This window comes from Pseudoalteromonas ostreae, assembly GCF_018069805.1.
Taxonomy (GTDB): domain Bacteria; phylum Pseudomonadota; class Gammaproteobacteria; order Enterobacterales; family Alteromonadaceae; genus Pseudoalteromonas; species Pseudoalteromonas ostreae.
In genome coordinates this window covers 1-17,717 of record NZ_JAGPYN010000020.1, presented here as the reverse complement: position 1 = coordinate 17,717, position 17,717 = coordinate 1, and the positions used below count along the sequence as shown (strand labels likewise).

Sequence of the window (17,717 nt, the reverse complement as noted above, 5' to 3'; positions counted from 1 at the left end):
ATTAAACACGAATATCAATCAAAGTCCCCAGCACTTCGTCTGCGGTTTGAATCGATTGCGTATTGGCTTTAGCATTAAACTCTTCGACCTTTAAGTTAACCAAGGCTTCATCAATACGTGGGGGTTGCGACACAGGAGCGGTTACCGCTTCTTCCGGACGAGCTGCTTGCAGCTGGCGCTGTTGGGCAAGCTGGGCGTCGTCTTGTTGCTCGATGCTGGCGCGATTTATTTCTGCGCTGGCTTTCTCGATCCCCTGACTGGCACGATTAAAACCTTCAACACCGTTATTAAACACAGATCCGATTGGCATACAACACCTCCACCAATGATATATTGGTTAATTATCGCTCATAAAATAGTCAAAATAAAGTTTTATTGTAGAGTTTTTCAAACCACCGTGAAGTTACTTTTCAAAGCATTGATTTGACGGTAGATAAAAACTCTTTTTTATGGGATATAAAAGGTGCGTGTGACGCTTTATCGATCACTTCATACTCAAAATCGTGTTTTAAAGCTTTCATTTTGGTTACTGCCCGATACGGTACTAATGCATCTAAACGGCCAAATACAGCACGGATCGGCACTGGACAACAGGCAAAAGCATCGCGTAAGTCATCTTGCTTTAAAATATCTAAACCAGCAGTTAATGCGCACTCTTGTGGAGCCGGAAATTCATTGAGTAACTGTTTAAGTTGCTTAATATCATCTCGGGCATTTTCACTGCCCATTGCTTGTATTGCCAAAAAGCGATCGATGGTTTTCTCACGATGAGTGACTAACTGCTCTTTAAATGCAGCTAATACACTTGCTTTAATTCCTGGCCAATCATCGCCTTCAGCAAACAATGGAGTTGCAGCAACTAATATCACTTTCGCGACTTTTTCAGGCCAGTGCTTTGCAATATAAAGAGCAAATAAACCACCTAAAGACCAGCCCATTAAGGTAGTGTTTGGCTGTAATTGATTGCTTAATTGTAATGCAGCGGCATGCAATGTATACGGCTTTGGCGATGTTTGATTATTACCGTAACCGGGTAAATCAACACTGCGTACTGTATCGTTATGCATAAATTGAAGCTCCGGCAAGATCAACTGCCATACGCCTTGATTCATCCCCCAACCATGTAATAACACCAGCTCATTTTGCATTTTTTATAACCTTGCTCCAAACTTAGCGCTCATAATAGCGTTTGAGGGAATGAATGCAATGACTGCTTTTCATCAATGTTTTCAACAGCTGGGCGATTGGTTTTTTCCTTCTTTTTGTGTGCAATGCCAAAGTATTATCCGTACCAAACATAGTTTATGCGAACACTGTTTAGCTGATTTGCCGCTATTAGATATAACCACACATGCTAATTTACTGTATCGCCCAGATGTGGTTGAGTTATTTCCTGATTGCCAATTCGATCATCTGTTCGCTTGCGCGTGGTATCGTCCACCTTTCGATGGTTGGCTCACACAACTTAAATTTAGTAACCAAATTCATTATAAAAACGCATTGTCGTTAATTATTAGCCAACAACTAACTGTTAGTAAAAAAAATAGCGAAATATGGCCAGATTTATTTATTATTTTACCTCTACATCAGCAGCGTTTTTTAAAGCGAGGCTTTAACCAAGTATCACAATGCTGGTTGCCATGTTTAGTAAATGAAAATATTGATTCTCAGAGCTTACAGCGTACAAAGAAGACCCAAGCACAGTCATCACTTAGCAAAGCTAAACGAGTAAAAAACTTACATGGCGCATTTATATGTAATACCGATATGAGCGGAAAAACAGTTGCTATCATTGATGATGTGATGACAACAGGAGCAACTCTTAATGCAGCGACCGTCGCCCTTAAAAAGGCTGGTGCTAAGCAAGTTTGGGCATTTGTAACCTGCTTAACACCATTAGGACATTGATACTTAAGCTAATTAATCGGCATTCGCTCTAAATGTGTGACCAAAAAACAATGCATTGCTCAATAAACGACTGGTGCCGTACCAATAGCCCCTAAATACCGGATCATCTGTCATACCAATCACACTGCCACGACCATACGAATGTGCCACTAAACCAGCCGCTCCCGCTACTTGCTCAACATTCACATCATCGGTAAAGCCCGCTAGTAATGGCTTTTGCGTATACTGCAACACATTTACAAATGGTGCAGCTGACATTTCAAGTAACCAAGTACTATTTTTAAATACTGGTAAGGTGTCACGCTGTAATGAAAAAGTAAGTGGGTGCGTTAAATCGGCTTTAGTATTAAATATCGCTCCAGCAATACGTTGACGCCCAGCTAAATGATCTTTATCACCATAGTTTAAGCCATCCGTTTTGAAGGCGCTGGCAACATCTCGCCGTGATAAATAACTGGTTTTTAATAGTTGTTGATCGACTAAAAACTTAGCCCCACCTTTATGGCCCCAAATAACTCCACCTTTACGTACCCAAGTTTTAATTGCTATTTTGTCAGCATCTGAAAGCTTATTGTAATTTCCATGAGCCAAAACAATGTGGCTGTAATTGCTAAGCTCTAAATTACCAAAACGTTCCATTTCCACAATGGTAGGTGCCACACCAACAAAACGGTCTAAGTAATACCACACTTCACCTACTTCATATTGACTAGTCCCTTGGCCACCAACGAGTAATACTTTCGGCGCTTTAACTACCGCTAACGTCCGCGAGCCTAAATCGACACCCTTTGCCGTTAAGCCAGAAGTAATAGGCGTAATCGCAATACCAAACTCATTTTGTGCACTATTTAATAACGACACCCATTGCGGATTTTTTTGAATCCCTGCAGGAATAATAATACTACCCGCAGCAAATTCCTGTGTACTTGCAAGCGATTTAGCTGATAACGGGCTGAGCGCCACACGAGCTTGCACACCTTGCTGTAATAATTTATTAAGCATTTTCGGAGCTAAATAATTATCCCATTTAAAGCCAAACGCATACTGTGCATCTAACTCAGCAAATTGTGGTTTTTCAGGTTGTTGCCATGCATTCTTACTAACGTCTAAGCCCCAGCCACTTTTGATTGCTGCAAACTCCAAGTTAAAAGCATGGGCTAACGTCCAGCCGGATACATCATAAAAAGTGTTATCAACAAAACGCTTTTGCTCACTAAAAATGGCTTTAACTAAGCGATATTGCGGCTGGGCTAATGGCACAAAATAACTTTTCGCAGAAAAATTCTTACCATCCGCTTTTACTGCTTTATTAAGTGGATAAGCTTTGATCTGATGCTGTTTCAATAAATCTAAAAAAAGTGCGCTACGTGTTGTATCTGCACCGCCTTGCACTACATAACCTTTATAATCTTCATCATTAGCAAGCTCTATAGCATTATTGTAAAAACTAGCTTGGTAATCGAGTAATGCTTGGCGATTATCTATCGCAGCCTGAAATGTAGATAGGCTCGTAAGCAGCTGGTTTTTAATCGTAAATGCAAAACTCAGCGGTCCATTTATGGTTTCTTGCAGATGACCACGAGAACTTGCTTGCTCAAATAAAATACCCACACCACCATTTACATCTGGATAAGTTGAACCTTTGCCATAGTAAAAATCATCAAAGCTTTCTTCGGTAAAATATAACGCGTTGTGTTCATCCAATGTTTTGGCATGATAGTTACCTATTGCCTTAGTAAGGCTAACATTTTCATCAGGGGTGATCGGGTGCTTACGTGATGGAATACCTGGCTGAAAGAAAAAAGTGCTGTTGGGACCCATTTCATGGAAATCAGTAAGGATATTGGGTTTCCAGTAATGAAACTTAGCAATACGAGCACGTGATTCAGGGTGTTGTAGCAGCAACCAATCACGATTTAAATCAAACCAGTAATGGTTAGTACGGCTACTTGGCCAGCTTTCAATATGCTCCCGAGTTTGTGGATCAGACGATAAGTTCATACCGCGATTACTATTCGCCCAATTCGCAAAGCGTGCTAAACCATCGGGGTTTAATGAAGGATCGAGTAAAATAACCGTGTTATTTAATAACGTATCAATTTCTTTACCTTGCGCCGCAGCTAAATAATACGCCACCAGCAAGGCTGAATTACTACCAGAAGATTCATTGCCATGAACGCTATAACCCATCCAAACGACCGCTGGCTGATCGGTTTCTTTGGCTTTTTCTGGATCGGCTAAACGAGCCAAGTGCGCCTTACGTGTTTGCTCCACATTCGCCAACTTATCAGCTGCGGTGATAGTTAGCATAACGAGCGGGCGCTGCTCATGGGTACGACCAATCACTTCAAAATTAATACGGTCACTTTTTTGTGCCAATATTTCCATATAACGAACGAGTTGATCATGACGTACGTGCCACTGCCCGACTTCATAGCCTAAAACCTGCTCAGGAGTGGGAATAGTTGGATCAAATTTCACATCATCATTGAAATAATATGAAAGCGGTTGTGCTAAACAAGAAAAACTTAGCAATAGTGTAAATATTGTTATTATCAAACGCATAGAAAACACTCAGTAAATGATCAATGTTTGCACGCTACCATTGCTTAAAATAGATGCCAAATTTTTACGCTCAACACTGGCGACAACGCGATGAGCGGAGTATGATAACCAGTATCCGAGTAATGAAGAGCGTGTTGACCTTTCAGGATTGGATTTGTTCAACCTAGATGTGTCTTAATCGAAGCGCGAGGACTGTAGCATAGTTTTTCTATGTAAAGTCCGAGCAACAAAGAGTAAGGCATTCCTAGGCCGAACCCTTCGGGCAGCGCGTGTTTGGCTTTTAAACTGCGTTATCACACGATTTACGTAGTGAACTACACTAAACGTGTTCCGCCTTGCCTAAAAACCAAACACACTGCTGCAAAGGCAATCTCGAAAGGCCAGCACGCTCTATACAGTATAGTTGTTTTTATGATTTCTATTTCCGAAACCGCACAATCGCATTTTGCAAAATTATTAGCTGACCAAGCTGAAAAAACAAATATTCGCGTATTTGTTGTTAACCCTGGCACATCACAAGCGGAATGTGGTGTATCTTACTGCCCTGAAGATGCAGTAGAAGCCACCGATATTCGTCTTCCTTTTAACGGCTTTGATGCTGTAGTTGACACAGAAAGCGCGCCATTTTTAGAAGAAGCTGAAATCGATTTCGTTACCGATAAAATGGGCACCCAGTTAACACTTAAAGCCCCTAATGCTAAAGCCCGTAAAATCGGTGATGACGCAGGACTTAACGAACGTATTCAACACATGTTAGAAACAGAGGTTAACCCTCAGCTTGCTAACCATGGCGGCCAAGTAAGCCTTGTAGAAGTAACTGCTGAAGGTATTGCTGTTCTTCAATTTGGCGGTGGCTGTAATGGTTGTTCTATGATCGATGTCACACTAAAAGAAGGCATTGAAAAAGAAATGATTGCTAAGTTCGATGAAATCACCGGTGTTGCTGATATTACTGATCACAAAGCTGGCGATCATTCTTACTATTAATAGTAGGCAGTCATGCTAAAGCCGCTGATATATCGCTTAGGTTCAGAGCCTAAGCTCAGCTTAAAGCGCTTTCTACGCGGCCTAGCACTGTTTGTGCTAGCCGTGATATTAATCACCCTCGGCTATTATAGTCACTACAGCTTACAAATCATCGGCTTAGTAATTTTAGCCATCGCACTATTCTTCGCCGCTTGGGGCTACTTAGGTATCTTTGCTAATCGCTTTTCGCAGGTATTAGACAGAAAAGATTCCCGTCCAGAAGAAGATCCTGATCTTTGGAAATAGCCAAGGTTCTATGTTCTATGTTCTATGTTCTATGTTCTATGTTCTATGTTCTATGTTCTATGTTCTATGTTCTATGTTCTATGTTCTATGTTCTATGTTCTATGTTCTATGTTCTATGTTCTATGTTCTATGTTCTATCAAAATACTGCCATGAAAAAGCACTCATCAACAATACCTATTTAATTTGTCTTACTTTATTTCAGTGGTTGCGGGAGCCGGATTTAAATAGATGGCCTTTGCTGGCTAATGTAGAGCTGAGACCGACGAGCTATTTATTTCACTGAGTTTCAGGCATAAAAAAACACGCTTTAGGCATGTCTGTTTAATCTTACTATTTTTTATTTCAGTGGTTGCGGGAGCCGGATTTAAATAGATGGCCTTTGCTGGCTCATGTAGAGCTGAGACCGACGAGCTATTTATTTCACTGAGTTTCAGGCATAAAAAAACACGCTTTAGGCGTGTCTGTTTAATATTCTACATTGTAATTTCAGTTGGTTGCGGGAGCCGGATTTGAACCGACGACCTTCGGGTTATGAGCCCGACGAGCTACCAGGCTGCTCCATCCCGCGCCTGAAATATTAAGTGTTATTTTACTTCTTACTTAATTAAAGAAGTCAGCCAACTCACTAAAGAATTGGTTGCGGGAGCCGGATTTGAACCGACGACCTTCGGGTTATGAGCCCGACGAGCTACCAGGCTGCTCCATCCCGCGCCTGTATATTTTAAGTCTATCGACTAGTGATTTTTAACTCTCACCAAGAGTTTACAGTAACCGCTTCTTTAAAAGAATTGGTTGCGGGAGCCGGATTTGAACCGACGACCTTCGGGTTATGAGCCCGACGAGCTACCAGGCTGCTCCATCCCGCGCCTGTAATTTCTTTTTCAACTGTTTCGCGTTATTTGCGAGCCTGTTTCGAAGAGAGCGCTATAGTATAGGAATCATATTATAATGCAACAGTTAAACTGCTTAAAGCTGTTCAACCGAACAAAAAGCAAACAAACAGAGTAATTAAAGCGCTCTTTGGTGTGGACTGATCATTTTTTGCCACTCCCAATCAGGGTGACCCATCACTATAAAGTCAGGGTTCTCTGTACTCTCACGCTGATTGTAGGTTAATGGATTAAATTCAGCATCAGTAATACAGCCACCTGCTTCTTCAACAATTATTTGCGATGCTCCCGTATCCCACTCACCTGTTGGCCCTATCCGTAAAAAACAGTCAGCTTTACCCTCTGCAACAATACATGCTTTTAAAGAGCATGAACCTACAGCAACTGTTGTAAACTGCGCGTTCAAGTATTGACTAACAGCTTCAATTTTTTGACGACGACTAACAGCCAAAGTTAAGTTATCTGGAGTGGCAACATTGATCTGCTGCTCTACGCCATCGACACGCTTAAATGCACCATTTTGATAACTGGCAAAATAAGTTGTCTCTTTCGCTGGCCAATAAATCACCCCAAGCACTGGGCGATTGTTTTCAATCAAAGCGATATTTACCGCAAAGTCGCCGCTTTCTAAAATAAACTCACCGGTACCGTCCATTGGATCGAGTAACCAATAGCGCTGCCAATCTTGCCTATCTGCTAAAGCAGGGATTGGTGTTTCTTCTGACATAATAGGAATATCTGGCGCTAGTGCTGTTAATCCAGCAACTAACACATCGTTAGCGGCTAAATCGGCTTTAGTGACAGGTGTGTGATCTGACTTTTCTTGCTGGCCAATATCATCTTTCTTGTAAATAGCCATAATCGCAGCACCAGCGCTTTGCGCAAGCTCAATACATGGCTCAAGTAATTCAATCATTCGCAGCTCCTGATTCTAAATGCTTAGTTAATAATAGCAAAGCTGCAACGCTTCGTGCTTCAGTGAAGTCTGATTGTTGTAATAATGACTGCCAATCGGTTAATGGCCACTTAACAACCACTAATGGTTCTGGCTCGTCCCCAACTAAAGTTTGCGGATAAAGTTGTTGCGCAAACAATATGTGCATAGTCGCATTAAAGTAACTGGGTGCCATTGAAACCACTTTAAGTGGCTGAAGTTGCTCAGCACCAAAGCCAACTTCTTCTTTTAATTCTCGGTTTGCTGCTTGCTCTGGTGTTTCACCAGGATCAATTAAGCCCTTTGGGAAGCCTAGTTGATAATCATTAGTGCCAGCACAATATTCTCGCACTAACAGTAATTCATTATCAGCTGTTAATGGCACTATCATTACAGCCCCTCGGCCACCGCCACGGATCCGTTCGTATTGACGCTGCTCGTCATTTGAAAACTTTAATTCAAGTGATTCCACCGTAAATAATCGGCTTTTAGCAACAACTTCGGTGCGAAGAATTTGTGGTGGTGTTGGGTGCTTTTTCTGTGTCATTGGCATTAATTTGCTATCATGGCAGTTAGTTCAATAATAAACCCTATAAGATGAAATTCCTATGTTAAATTGGTCAAAAATCGATACTGTGCTGCTAGATATGGATGGTACTTTGCTCGATCTCCACTTTGATACTCACTTTTGGCTGACAGTGATCCCTGAGCAACTCGCTATCGCAAAGAATATTAGTTTGGCACAAGCCCAAGCGGATATATTAAAACGCTATCAAGCCGTTAGCGGTCAAATCCAATGGTATTGCTTAGATTACTGGGAACAACAACTTAATTTACCTATTATGGAGCTAAAATATCAGCATCAGCACCTCATTAAAATGCGTGAGGATGTACCAGCATTTTTAACGTCGCTGCGAAAAGCGGATAAAGAGTTGATTTTACTTACCAACGCACATCCGGAAAGTGTCATGCTCAAGTTTGAAAAAACTGATATTGATAACTATTTAGATGGTGTGGTGTCGACTCATCAATATGGTGTGAGTAAAGAGCAGCAAAGCTTGTGGCAGCAAGTACAACTCGATTTAGGTTTTGATAAGCAGCGTACGCTGTTCGTTGACGACAGTTTAGCGGTACTAAACGCCGCAAAAGAATATGGTATTGGCCATTTATTGGCGGTTGCAAACCCAGATAGTAAACAACCGCACAATGAAATCAGTGACTATTTGAGCGTCACTGATTTTCGTACTCTCCTCCCTTAGTTTTTCGGGTAACGAGCCTCTAAGCCTTGATATACAAGCTTTGCGAAATCGGCATGTTCAGTATCAAGGCTTTTAACTACCTCAACTAAATGCTCGTTATCTTCTTTGCCATGCCATTCTTTAATGTAGCTACCATCTTTATAACCATGATCTTGGCGGAAAAAATTAAGCGTGTTTTTACCTACATAGCCTCGATATAAATCATCAATATCCATACCTATTTGCGCCATACAACCAGCGAAGGCTGCGGCGTTAAAGGTTTTCTCAGCGACGGCTGACGCGGCGAGCATTTCTAACGTTTGTTTGAAATCATCAGCTTGTTGCGGTGCACTTAACTGTTGTTCCAACTGCTTAGCAAGATCTAAATAACTGGTCTCTCCATCAATGCGTAACGATAAACCGAAGTGAAAAATATCAACCAATTCTAAAATAACTTGCTCGGTATCTGGAGTTTGCTTTTTCCACCATTTCCAACCGTAATGATCAAGCATTTCAGCGCATTCAACCCAAATAGCGCGATACCATTCAAAGCCTTGGCTAAACCATTGATCATGAACTTTGGTGTTCATGGCATTTTGCATTTCTAGCATCACCACTAGTTTATTTAAATTGGCAGACATATCTCTTCCAGTTACTATTTTAATTGCTGTAATAATACAGGTAAGTGAGATCTAATGAAATTATTTCTCCAGTTAGCCTATCTTATATGTAACGCGTTTAAAAATTATTAGAGACTTACATGTTAAAAGCAATCATACTCGCTTGTTCAATCGCAGTTACTGCATCAGTGACTGCTGCAACAGCCATAAATATTGCAGATCAAGCTGAAAAAGTTAGTCCGTTGTTGCCCGGCTTAACAGTGCCAGCAATCACACTGAAAGATAAAACCGGTAAAAATGTTGTTTTAGCTGAACGTTTTGCTGAAAAAACCACGGTGCTTATCGTATACCGTGGTGGTTGGTGCCCATATTGCTCTAAGCAACTCGCAAACGTACAAAAAATTGAAGCAGAACTAGCTGATTTAGGTGCGCAAATTATCGCGGTTTCACCCGATAGCCCAGAAAAATTAGCTGAAACTAAAATTGATTCACCTAATTATCAGTTACTTTCTGACGATAGCCTATTGCTTAGCCAAGCGCTTGGTTTAGCATTTTACCTTGATGATAAAACCGCGACTATTTATCGTAATAAACTAGGGGTAAATTTTGTTTCTCTTGAAGGTAAAGCGAAGGTAGCCCTACCTGTACCGGCAGTCTTTGTTATTGATAAACAAGGTTTAGTGCATTTTCAATATGCGAACCCTAATTATAAAGTTCGCTTAACCGAAAGCTTACTATTGGCTGCAGTAAAATCTGTATCTGAGCAATAGCGTAATTAGCAGGGGGCTTTAACCCTCTGCTTACCTGCCTGTGGTAAATTCTTGCCATGAATTAATCAGATCAACAAAATCTTCAAAACCACAGCCACTACTTAAACCATTTTCCTCGAGCATAAGCTCATCATCTTGATAAGCAAATAAATCTTCAGAGTCTTGGTGCAAGGCATGGGCTTCAAAAATGGCTTCATCTTTATTTAAGATCAAATCAATTTCTTGGCCCTGTAGCGTTAACGGCTCAAAACTACTTGATACTGAGGCTATTAAAGCCTGTACCATAGCAATTTTGTCTTTGCCAATCTCTTCATTTAACCAACGGCCAATAACCGCATGTTCACTGCTAATTTTAATCCGCAGGCCACTTATTGGATCGCGTATAAATTGGTATTCCATAACTTTACCTAAATACAACTAATGATCGGGATTATACCCTAGTCAGTGCTGAATAAATAAAGCCAGTGACAAAAATAGCGCTAAAAAGCGCTATTCTTTGAAGTGATACAGCTACCGATAAGATCTAAACCGCGCGGCATCAATGATTGCCCAAATATAGACGATCGGCAGTAATATAAAACCAATCGCAACATAAATAAGCGCGCCACTAATAACCCACGCTAGGAAGAAACCAATTGCCGCCATGATCCGGCCTTGAACTAACTGCCCTAAACCTGGGAAAAATATATTACAAATCGCTGCGATAACATTACCGCCTGAACCTTGCTCTGCCATGTTAACCTCAATTATTAATTTAATTTTATTCTTATCTACTTACATTCTTCATGCCAATTATTTAGTTATTAAAAATCAATATTTTAAAATCAACAGTAATACAAAGAACTAGCTAAAATCGTGATTTTTACTAAATATAAGTCAAATTGGCGATATCACTTCACACCATTGATCTAGCTTAGCTAAAAAATGACTATAAATGAATCATTAAGTTTTTAAAGCCTTTAGACTATGTATTAAATTAACTGGTTATAAAAACAGTATTTTATTTAGCCTAACAAAAACACCTGTTATACTGCTTTTAATATTGATTGAAAAGGCGTGATGATGGACGTTTCAGAATTACTCGACGGTTTAAATGATAAACAACGGGATGCAGTTGCAGCCCCACTCCAAAATATGCTGGTGCTTGCTGGCGCAGGCTCTGGGAAAACTCGAGTACTCGTTCATCGTATCGCATGGTTAATGCAGGTTGAGCAAGCCTCCGCTTATAGTATTTTTGCAGTAACCTTTACCAATAAAGCAGCTAAAGAAATGCGCACGCGCGTTGAACAAGCCCTTCAAGCACCAGTAGGTGGTATGTGGATTGGTACTTTCCATGGCTTATCACACCGTATATTGCGCGCCCACCATCGCGAAGCAAACTTACCAGAAGCGTTTCAAATTTTAGACTCTGATGATCAACTTAGAATGATCAAACGCTTATTAAAAGCCATGAATATTGATGACAAAAAATGGCCTGCAAGACAGTTTGGCTGGTATATCAGCGCCAAGAAAGATGAAGGTCTGCGCCCCAAAGATATCCAAGCTTACGACATCAACGAACAAATGATGCTTAAAGTTTACACCGCTTATCAAGAAGCATGTGATCGAGCAGGATTAGTTGATTTTGCCGAAATCTTATTACGTAGTTTTGAAGTACTAAAAAATAATCCAACCTTACTACGTCACTACCAGCAACGTTTTGCCCATATGCTAGTAGACGAGTTTCAAGATACCAACACCATTCAATACGCATGGCTTAAATTATTAGCCGGCGATACCAACAGCATCATGATCGTAGGTGATGATGACCAAAGTATTTACGGTTGGCGTGGTGCTAAAATCGAAAACATCAAGCGCTTTTTGACCGATTTTAAAGCCGAAACTATTCGCCTTGAACAAAACTATCGCTCTACTGCCACAATTCTAAAAGCATCTAATGCACTTATTCAAAATAACTCAGACCGAATGGGTAAAAGCCTCTGGACTGATGGCAATGATGGTGAACCTATTTCTGTTTATGCCGCTTTTAACGAATTAGACGAAGCGCGTTTTGTAAGCAGCAAATTACGCAGCTGGTTAAACGCTGGTAATGCCCTACAAGACGCGGCGATTTTATATCGTAGTAACGCACAATCACGGGTACTTGAAGAAGCCATGCTACAAGAAGGTTTGAAGTACCGCATTTACGGCGGTATGCGTTTCTTTGAACGTCAGGAAATTAAAGATGCACTGGCATATTTACGGCTCGTAGGTAATCGTCAGGATGATGCTGCATTTGAGCGAGTGATTAACACTCCTGCTCGTGGCATTGGCGATAAAACCTTAAGCCATATTCGCGATTGTGCGCGTAGTGAATCATTGCCATTATGGTACGCCGCCAAAGCCATCGTAGAACAACAACATTTATCAGGACGTGCGGCGACGGTTGTTACTAAATTTGTTGAACTGGTCGAACATATTGAAGATAAAATTGGTGATCTCACTTTAGAAGAGCAAGCGAAATACGCTATTCAAACATCTGGTTTAATGGCGATGTATCAAGCAGAAAAAGGCGAAAAGGGCCGCGCTCGGGTAGAAAACTTAGAAGAGCTGATCAGCGCCTGTGGCCAATACGAACCACCGGAAGATGAAGAGTTTAGCTCTCCACTGCAAGGATTCTTGGCTTATACTTCACTGGAATCGGGTGATGGCCAAGCTGAAGAACATGAAGATGCCGTGCAAATGATGACGTTGCACTCAGCCAAAGGCTTAGAGTTTCCACTCGTATTTATGGTTGGTGTTGAAGAAGGCATGTTCCCATCTCAACAAAGTAATGAAGAATCAGGACGGTTAGAAGAAGAGCGTCGTCTTTGCTATGTCGGCATGACTCGCGCCATGGAAAAACTCTATATTAGCCATGCCGAGAGCCGCCGTCTTTATGGTCAAGAAAAGTACCACAGTCCATCACGCTTTTTACGTGAAATGCCTGAAGATTGTATTGAAGAAATTCGTATTAAAACCCAAGTATCGCGCCCCCCATCAGCAGGACGATTTAGCTCATCAGTTAGTCATGCCGTATTTGAAGAAAGTGGCTTTAGCTTAGGACAACACGTATTACATGCAAAATTTGGTATGGGAACAGTTATTAATTATGAAGGAAGTGGCGCTCAATCTCGCGTACAAGTGAATTTTGATGATTTTGGTAGTAAGTGGTTAGTAACTGTTTATGCACGACTACAAGCCATTTAGCTCGTTAATAAGCAATATCCTGCCGCAACTTGCCTATGCAAAACATAGGCAACTGCTACTCATTGCTGGCGAACAAAATTGGTGTTATCAACAAGCTAATGAGTTACTCAAGCAACTGAATCATCCATTTGTTAAGGTGTTATCAACTAGTGACGAGCTCACTGACAGTAGCTGGCCTGAACATATTCATCAAATTCTTGGCCAAGAATTTCAGCATGTCATTTATGACGGTTTTAGTGGCTTAGTACCAGACAAATTTGCCGCTCTTAGTGGCACTGTTCAGGCTGGCGGGTTATTTATTTTATTATTACCAGAGCTGGCTGATTTACAACATTGGTGCGATCCAGCCTTGGAGACCTTTCAATCATTTGCGCAACAACGTCAGCACAGTTACTTTAATCAACGTTTAGCTGGTTTGCTCACCGATAACTCACTACTGCATTTTAGCCAAACTGAAGGTTGGCAGCTGCCTCCTAAAGTAAGTGCTGAAGCTGGTGTACTTTCACTTACAGAGCAACAGTATTGTGTTGAGCAAATAATTAAAACAGCAACGGGAAGAGCGAACCGCCCATTATTGATCAGTGCTGATCGCGGTCGAGGAAAATCTGCGGCATTAGGCCTTGCAGCTGCAAAGCTTAGCGACAAAACCATTATTCTCTGCTCACAACAATTTACAGCTCTACATAGCTGCTTTAAACATTTTGCTGCTGAGCAAGGCTGTCATTATCAAGAACAACAAAAACAGCTCGCTAATTTACGCTACATTGCACCCGATCAATTATTAAGTGAGCTACCTCAGTGCGATGTGCTGCTGGTTGATGAAGCCGCAGCAATCCCTGTGCCCATGCTGATCAAAATACTTACTCATTACCCACGAGTAGTATTTGCTAGCACTATGATTGGCTATGAAGGTAATGGTCGCGGTTATACTTTGCGCTTTAAACGCTATTTAGAACAGCACTTTAAAAATATGCGTAGTGTTAATTTAGAGCTACCAATACGTTTTGCCACAGCCGATCCACTCGAACAGCATATTTGTAGACTCTTAGCCCTAGATGCAGACTATAAAAGCACTGAGTTTAATAATGCAGCACTTCAGTTTACTGAGCTCAAAGCGACTGAATTAGCCAGCGATGAAGCACTACTTCGCCAAGTCATGGGATTGTTGTCGTTAGCGCACTATCAAACTAGCGTGAATGATTTACGCCACCTGCTGGATGGCACAAAACAACGTATTTTTGTCTGCCAACAACGCGATGCGCTTCTTGGGGTATGTTTAATTACTGTTGAAGGCGGTTTAAATACAAAAATCAGTAAACAGATTGCCAGCGGTCAACGCCGACCACAAGGGCATTTAATGGCGCAAACCTTAGCACAGCTAGCCGTTGAGCCAAACATACTCACCTTAAACTGCGCTCGTGTTGTGCGTATTGCTGTTGCGCCATCACACCATAACAACAAGATTGGTTCAAAGTTACTTGCACATTGCGAGCAACAATTAACAGCAAGTTGCCATTGGTTTGGAGCCAGTTTTGGCGCAAATGCCAACTTACTCAAATTTTGGCAAGCGGCGGGGTTTAATTTAGTCAAACTTGGATTCAAACAAGATAAAGCAACCGCAGAGCATGCGGCACTGGTACTAAAAAGCTTAAATCAAGACAGCCCCATAAACAATCAACTAAAAAGCGAATTTCAGTCTGATTTTGCATTGCAATTACTCGATCATTTCAATCAATTAGAGCAGCAATTAGTCGAACAAATACTTACAGCTTTTATACCACAACACCTAGATCGCCACTTAGATAAACGATTAAAATCTTTATTAACAACGAATTATCAATTGCACGCCATAAAACCTTTACTATGGCGGACACTTTGGTGCACACCTCACAGCCTGTTAACCTGTGATGAAAATACCAAATGTCTTTTTATTAGACTAATATTACAAAACTGGTCATCACAAAAAGTACAAATAGTTTTACAGATCCGTGGTAAAAAATCACTCGATAAACTATTCAAACAGGCTGTTACAAATTGGTATGAACAATACTTACTTAAAAAATTACCTTAGCGTTCTTTTCTTTCTTGCATTTATACAAAGCAATTTCGCCCATGCCGAGAACAAGCCTGCAATAAAATTAGGCATGTCTAGCGCGCTAACAGGACCGGCTAAACAAATTGGTGAGCAACTCTATCTGGGTAGTAATATCTATTTTAACAAATTAAATAAAAACGGAGGTATCAATGGTGCTCACGTAGAGTTAATTGTCGTCGACGATGGTTATGAGCCAAAACGCGCAGTAAGCAATACTCGTCGCTTTATTTATCAAGACAAAGTAGATGCGCTGTTCGGTGCAATGGGAACTCCAACGAGCTTTGCTGTTTTGCCGATTCTTGAGCAACTGCAAATTCCATATCTAATGCCTTATAGCGGTGCTAAATTTTTGCATCATCAGCCAACAATTAATATATTCAACATACGAGCTAGTTACGATGATGAAGCTGATGAGCAAATAAAATATCTAGTGGAAGAAAACAATCACACACGTATTGGTTTTTTGATTCAAGCTGATGAATTTGGTCTTGTAGTGGAGTCTGGATTGCGGGAATCGCTCGCCAAACACAATCTAAAGCCCGTAAAAGTAGCGCGCTATCAACGAAACAGTAATGATATTAAGGGTGCCCTCAAAGCACTAAAAGCCAGCGGTGCTACTGCCATTTGCTTAGTCGGCACTTATAAACCATTGGCTGAGTTTATAAATACCGCCTATGAACAAAAGTTTACGCCTGATTATACCAGTATATCTTTTGCATCAAGCCATGACTTATTTTCTCGCCTTAAGTACCCCAGCAAACTTCTGGCGACCGAAGTAGTCCCTAACCCACATAAGTGTGACGCCTATTGGTGCACTCAATTCTTAAAAGATATGGCTGTAGCAAAAATTAGCAAACCTAATCGCCTGCACTTTGAAGGCTACCTCAATGCTATGGTGTTTAGTGCCGCAGCACAACGCTGCCCGCAACCACTGCAACATAATTGTTTAATGCAGCGACTAAACACTATTTTCAGTGAAGATAAACAAATAAACGCGTTATTCGTCAATAAGGCCGATAAAAATAAACCTATAGTCTATCGCTCTGTGTTTTAACAAAATAGCTGCGCTTTCTAAATAATGTTCTATTATTAGGCTATATATTTAGGAGGTGAGGACACTATGGACTTAATTAATTTTAGGGTAGGCCAGAAAACGATTTCATTAAAAATTCTCGACATACTTTTAACTGAACGCTTTGAAGATAATTTAACCTCATTACCTAACGACAATAAAAGTTTTATTGGTGTTAAAGACTATATGGAAACTCCCACTCCAATATTTGATTTAGGTATTATTCTCAACAAACAATCAACTCAAGATACCAACTTATCATTAGTGAATTTATTTAGTGAGTGGGAACAAAAACAACACGAATGGTTTTTCGCACTTGAAAATAGTATTAGCCAAAATCAGTCCTTTAATCACAACACTGACATTCAACAATCTAATTTTGCAAAATGGTACAGCAGCTTTAAAACCGAAAATGAAGATCTTAAAGCGATTATAGAACGATTTAAGATCCCACATGCGCGCTTGTATAGTCGCGCGAATAAGCTAATTGAACTAGTAAAAAAAGGCAATCCAAAACAAGCTCTTATTGACCTAAATATTGAGCGAAACAGCAATTTTATGCAATTAATTAGACTATTCGAATCAGCCAAAGAACAAATTATTTTAGATTATAAACCAATCATCATTTTCACAACTAAAGATGGTAGAAACCCACATATAGGACTACTTGTTGATAAAGTCGAGGATAATATCAGTTATAAAAAAGAAGATATCAAGCCTTTAGATAAGCTAACAGATGTAGGTTTTGACATTGATCCGCAGACCAAAAATATGATGCGAGGATTAATAAAACTTGAGCATAAACATAGCGTACTCATAGATCCCAGTGCAATCTTTAGACCCGATCACTTAATGCATCAACATGCTGAGGAAACAGCAGAATATGGATTGTTTTAGAAATGCATTTCTAGGTAGCAATCTATTTTAAAGGGCGCTAGTTTCTCAAGATTAAAAAATGGCAGTGCCCACAAGAGAGCCATATAGCAAATGCTGCTGTATTGGTCGAATGGGATATTGATGGGTTTTGTTGTGACTTTAGCGTCGGGAGTCGATTCGCCCAACCGACGTGATGGGTTTTGATTAAGTGTGTATGACTTGTCCGTTTATCACTTTTCTGCAGACGT

At 40.6% G+C, this 17,717-nt stretch carries 17 protein-coding genes and 3 tRNA genes; 9 read left to right on the top strand and 11 right to left on the bottom strand.

Annotated elements, in window-relative coordinates; genetic code table 11:
- Position 1: 1 nt before the first annotated feature.
- Entirely contained in the window at positions 2 to 310 is a 309-nt protein-coding gene (locus J7338_RS15455) for a hypothetical protein (RefSeq protein WP_145242541.1), read from the bottom strand.
- A gap of 100 nt (positions 311 to 410) precedes the next feature.
- The gene (bioH, locus tag J7338_RS15450; RefSeq protein WP_210797880.1) at positions 411 to 1,148 is read right to left on the bottom strand and encodes a pimeloyl-ACP methyl ester esterase BioH; all 738 of its coding nucleotides are present in this window, start codon (positions 1,146 to 1,148) and stop codon (positions 411 to 413) included.
- 58 nt (positions 1,149 to 1,206) lie between these two features.
- On the opposite strand from bioH, the gene J7338_RS15445 reads away from it, so the two are divergent.
- A complete protein-coding gene (locus J7338_RS15445; RefSeq protein ID WP_210797879.1) occupies positions 1,207 to 1,908 on the top strand; it encodes a ComF family protein in 702 nt (233 codons plus the stop codon).
- Between the two features lie 12 nt (positions 1,909 to 1,920).
- Here J7338_RS15445 and J7338_RS15440 read toward each other — a convergent pair whose 3' ends face one another.
- Positions 1,921 to 4,473: a M14 metallopeptidase family protein gene (locus J7338_RS15440; RefSeq protein ID WP_210797878.1), complete on the bottom strand. Its 2,553-nt coding sequence runs from the start codon at positions 4,471 to 4,473 to the stop codon at positions 1,921 to 1,923.
- A 411-nt stretch (positions 4,474 to 4,884) separates the two neighbouring features.
- Here J7338_RS15440 and nfuA point away from each other — a divergent pair, with 411 nt between their 5' ends.
- A complete protein-coding gene (gene nfuA, locus J7338_RS15435; protein WP_145242549.1) occupies positions 4,885 to 5,460 on the top strand; it encodes a Fe-S biogenesis protein NfuA in 576 nt (191 codons plus the stop codon).
- A gap of 12 nt (positions 5,461 to 5,472) precedes the next feature.
- Positions 5,473 to 5,745: a hypothetical protein gene (locus tag J7338_RS15430; RefSeq protein ID WP_145242551.1), complete on the top strand. Its 273-nt coding sequence runs from the start codon at positions 5,473 to 5,475 to the stop codon at positions 5,743 to 5,745.
- A gap of 492 nt (positions 5,746 to 6,237) precedes the next feature.
- On the opposite strand, the gene J7338_RS15425 is transcribed toward J7338_RS15430, so the two are convergent.
- The 5 genes from J7338_RS15425 to nudE all read right to left on the bottom strand — a co-directional run bounded on the left by J7338_RS15425 (position 6,238) and on the right by nudE (position 8,117).
- A tRNA-Met gene (locus J7338_RS15425) sits at positions 6,238 to 6,314 on the bottom strand.
- Positions 6,315 to 6,380: 66 nt separating this feature from the next.
- Positions 6,381 to 6,457 (bottom strand) — tRNA-Met (locus tag J7338_RS15420).
- A gap of 78 nt (positions 6,458 to 6,535) precedes the next feature.
- Positions 6,536 to 6,612 (bottom strand) — tRNA-Met (locus J7338_RS15415).
- Between the two features lie 142 nt (positions 6,613 to 6,754).
- Entirely contained in the window at positions 6,755 to 7,552 is a 798-nt protein-coding gene (cysQ, locus tag J7338_RS15410) for a 3'(2'),5'-bisphosphate nucleotidase CysQ (protein ID WP_210797877.1), read from the bottom strand.
- Positions 7,545 to 8,117 (bottom strand): ADP compounds hydrolase NudE, encoded by a 573-nt coding sequence (nudE, locus tag J7338_RS15405; RefSeq protein WP_179959231.1) that lies wholly within the window; start codon positions 8,115 to 8,117, stop codon positions 7,545 to 7,547. Before nudE ends, cysQ begins: the two co-directional genes overlap by 8 nt.
- A gap of 61 nt (positions 8,118 to 8,178) precedes the next feature.
- Between nudE and yrfG the strand changes: the two genes are divergently transcribed.
- Positions 8,179 to 8,829 carry a GMP/IMP nucleotidase gene (gene yrfG / locus J7338_RS15400; protein ID WP_210797876.1) on the top strand — a complete coding sequence of 217 codons (651 nt, stop codon included), beginning with the start codon at positions 8,179 to 8,181 and terminating at the stop codon, positions 8,827 to 8,829.
- Here yrfG and J7338_RS15395 read toward each other — a convergent pair.
- Positions 8,826 to 9,449, bottom strand: a complete 624-nt coding sequence (locus J7338_RS15395; protein ID WP_210797875.1) for a dUTP diphosphatase — start codon at positions 9,447 to 9,449, stop codon at positions 8,826 to 8,828. The two genes, yrfG and J7338_RS15395, sit on opposite strands and share 4 nt — an antisense overlap.
- A 119-nt stretch (positions 9,450 to 9,568) precedes the next feature.
- Here J7338_RS15395 and J7338_RS15390 point away from each other — a divergent pair, with 119 nt between their 5' ends.
- On the top strand, positions 9,569 to 10,198 hold the full coding sequence (locus tag J7338_RS15390) for a peroxiredoxin-like family protein (RefSeq protein WP_210797874.1): 630 nt from the start codon (positions 9,569 to 9,571) through the stop codon (positions 10,196 to 10,198).
- A 30-nt stretch (positions 10,199 to 10,228) separates the two neighbouring features.
- Here the strand turns inward: J7338_RS15390 and J7338_RS15385 are convergent, their stop codons facing one another.
- Both J7338_RS15385 and J7338_RS15380 read right to left on the bottom strand, forming a co-directional pair.
- Positions 10,229 to 10,597, bottom strand: a complete 369-nt coding sequence (locus J7338_RS15385; protein WP_145242569.1) for a YacL family protein — start codon at positions 10,595 to 10,597, stop codon at positions 10,229 to 10,231.
- Positions 10,598 to 10,708: 111 nt separating this feature from the next.
- A complete protein-coding gene (locus J7338_RS15380; RefSeq protein ID WP_145242571.1) occupies positions 10,709 to 10,933 on the bottom strand; it encodes a hypothetical protein in 225 nt (74 codons plus the stop codon).
- A gap of 327 nt (positions 10,934 to 11,260) precedes the next feature.
- Between J7338_RS15380 and uvrD the strand changes: the two genes are divergently transcribed.
- The 4 genes from uvrD to J7338_RS15360 all read left to right on the top strand — a co-directional run bounded on the left by uvrD (position 11,261) and on the right by J7338_RS15360 (position 17,490).
- Positions 11,261 to 13,426: a DNA helicase II gene (gene uvrD, locus J7338_RS15375; RefSeq protein WP_210797927.1), complete on the top strand. Its 2,166-nt coding sequence runs from the start codon at positions 11,261 to 11,263 to the stop codon at positions 13,424 to 13,426.
- Positions 13,404 to 15,497, top strand: a complete 2,094-nt coding sequence (locus J7338_RS15370; protein WP_210797873.1) for a GNAT family N-acetyltransferase — start codon at positions 13,404 to 13,406, stop codon at positions 15,495 to 15,497. Before uvrD ends, J7338_RS15370 begins: the two co-directional genes overlap by 23 nt.
- Before the next feature lie 73 nt (positions 15,498 to 15,570).
- Positions 15,571 to 16,575 (top strand): ABC transporter substrate-binding protein, encoded by a 1,005-nt coding sequence (locus J7338_RS15365; protein ID WP_267459590.1) that lies wholly within the window; start codon positions 15,571 to 15,573, stop codon positions 16,573 to 16,575.
- A 66-nt stretch (positions 16,576 to 16,641) separates the two neighbouring features.
- Positions 16,642 to 17,490, top strand: a complete 849-nt coding sequence (locus tag J7338_RS15360; protein ID WP_210797871.1) for a chemotaxis protein — start codon at positions 16,642 to 16,644, stop codon at positions 17,488 to 17,490.
- The last annotated feature ends 227 nt before the right edge of the window (positions 17,491 to 17,717 follow it).

Coding starts and splice junctions, on each gene's coding strand:
- J7338_RS15360 (WP_210797871.1), top strand. CDS start 16,642: ATGGACTTAATTAATTTTAGGGTAGGCCAGAAAACGATTTCATTAAAA.
- J7338_RS15385 (WP_145242569.1), bottom strand. CDS start 10,597: ATGGAATACCAATTTATACGCGATCCAATAAGTGGCCTGCGGATTAAA.
- J7338_RS15445 (WP_210797879.1), top strand. CDS start 1,207: ATGACTGCTTTTCATCAATGTTTTCAACAGCTGGGCGATTGGTTTTTT.
- yrfG (WP_210797876.1), top strand. CDS start 8,179: ATGTTAAATTGGTCAAAAATCGATACTGTGCTGCTAGATATGGATGGT.
- nudE (WP_179959231.1), bottom strand. CDS start 8,117: ATGACACAGAAAAAGCACCCAACACCACCACAAATTCTTCGCACCGAA.
- J7338_RS15370 (WP_210797873.1), top strand. CDS start 13,404: ATGCACGACTACAAGCCATTTAGCTCGTTAATAAGCAATATCCTGCCG.
- nfuA (WP_145242549.1), top strand. CDS start 4,885: ATGATTTCTATTTCCGAAACCGCACAATCGCATTTTGCAAAATTATTA.
- J7338_RS15440 (WP_210797878.1), bottom strand. CDS start 4,473: ATGCGTTTGATAATAACAATATTTACACTATTGCTAAGTTTTTCTTGT.
- cysQ (WP_210797877.1), bottom strand. CDS start 7,552: ATGATTGAATTACTTGAGCCATGTATTGAGCTTGCGCAAAGCGCTGGT.
- J7338_RS15455 (WP_145242541.1), bottom strand. CDS start 310: ATGCCAATCGGATCTGTGTTTAATAACGGTGTTGAAGGTTTTAATCGT.
- J7338_RS15430 (WP_145242551.1), top strand. CDS start 5,473: ATGCTAAAGCCGCTGATATATCGCTTAGGTTCAGAGCCTAAGCTCAGC.
- J7338_RS15395 (WP_210797875.1), bottom strand. CDS start 9,449: ATGTCTGCCAATTTAAATAAACTAGTGGTGATGCTAGAAATGCAAAAT.
- bioH (WP_210797880.1), bottom strand. CDS start 1,148: ATGCAAAATGAGCTGGTGTTATTACATGGTTGGGGGATGAATCAAGGC.
- J7338_RS15365 (WP_267459590.1), top strand. CDS start 15,571: ATGTCTAGCGCGCTAACAGGACCGGCTAAACAAATTGGTGAGCAACTC.
- J7338_RS15380 (WP_145242571.1), bottom strand. CDS start 10,933: ATGGCAGAGCAAGGTTCAGGCGGTAATGTTATCGCAGCGATTTGTAAT.
- uvrD (WP_210797927.1), top strand. CDS start 11,261: ATGGACGTTTCAGAATTACTCGACGGTTTAAATGATAAACAACGGGAT.
- J7338_RS15390 (WP_210797874.1), top strand. CDS start 9,569: ATGTTAAAAGCAATCATACTCGCTTGTTCAATCGCAGTTACTGCATCA.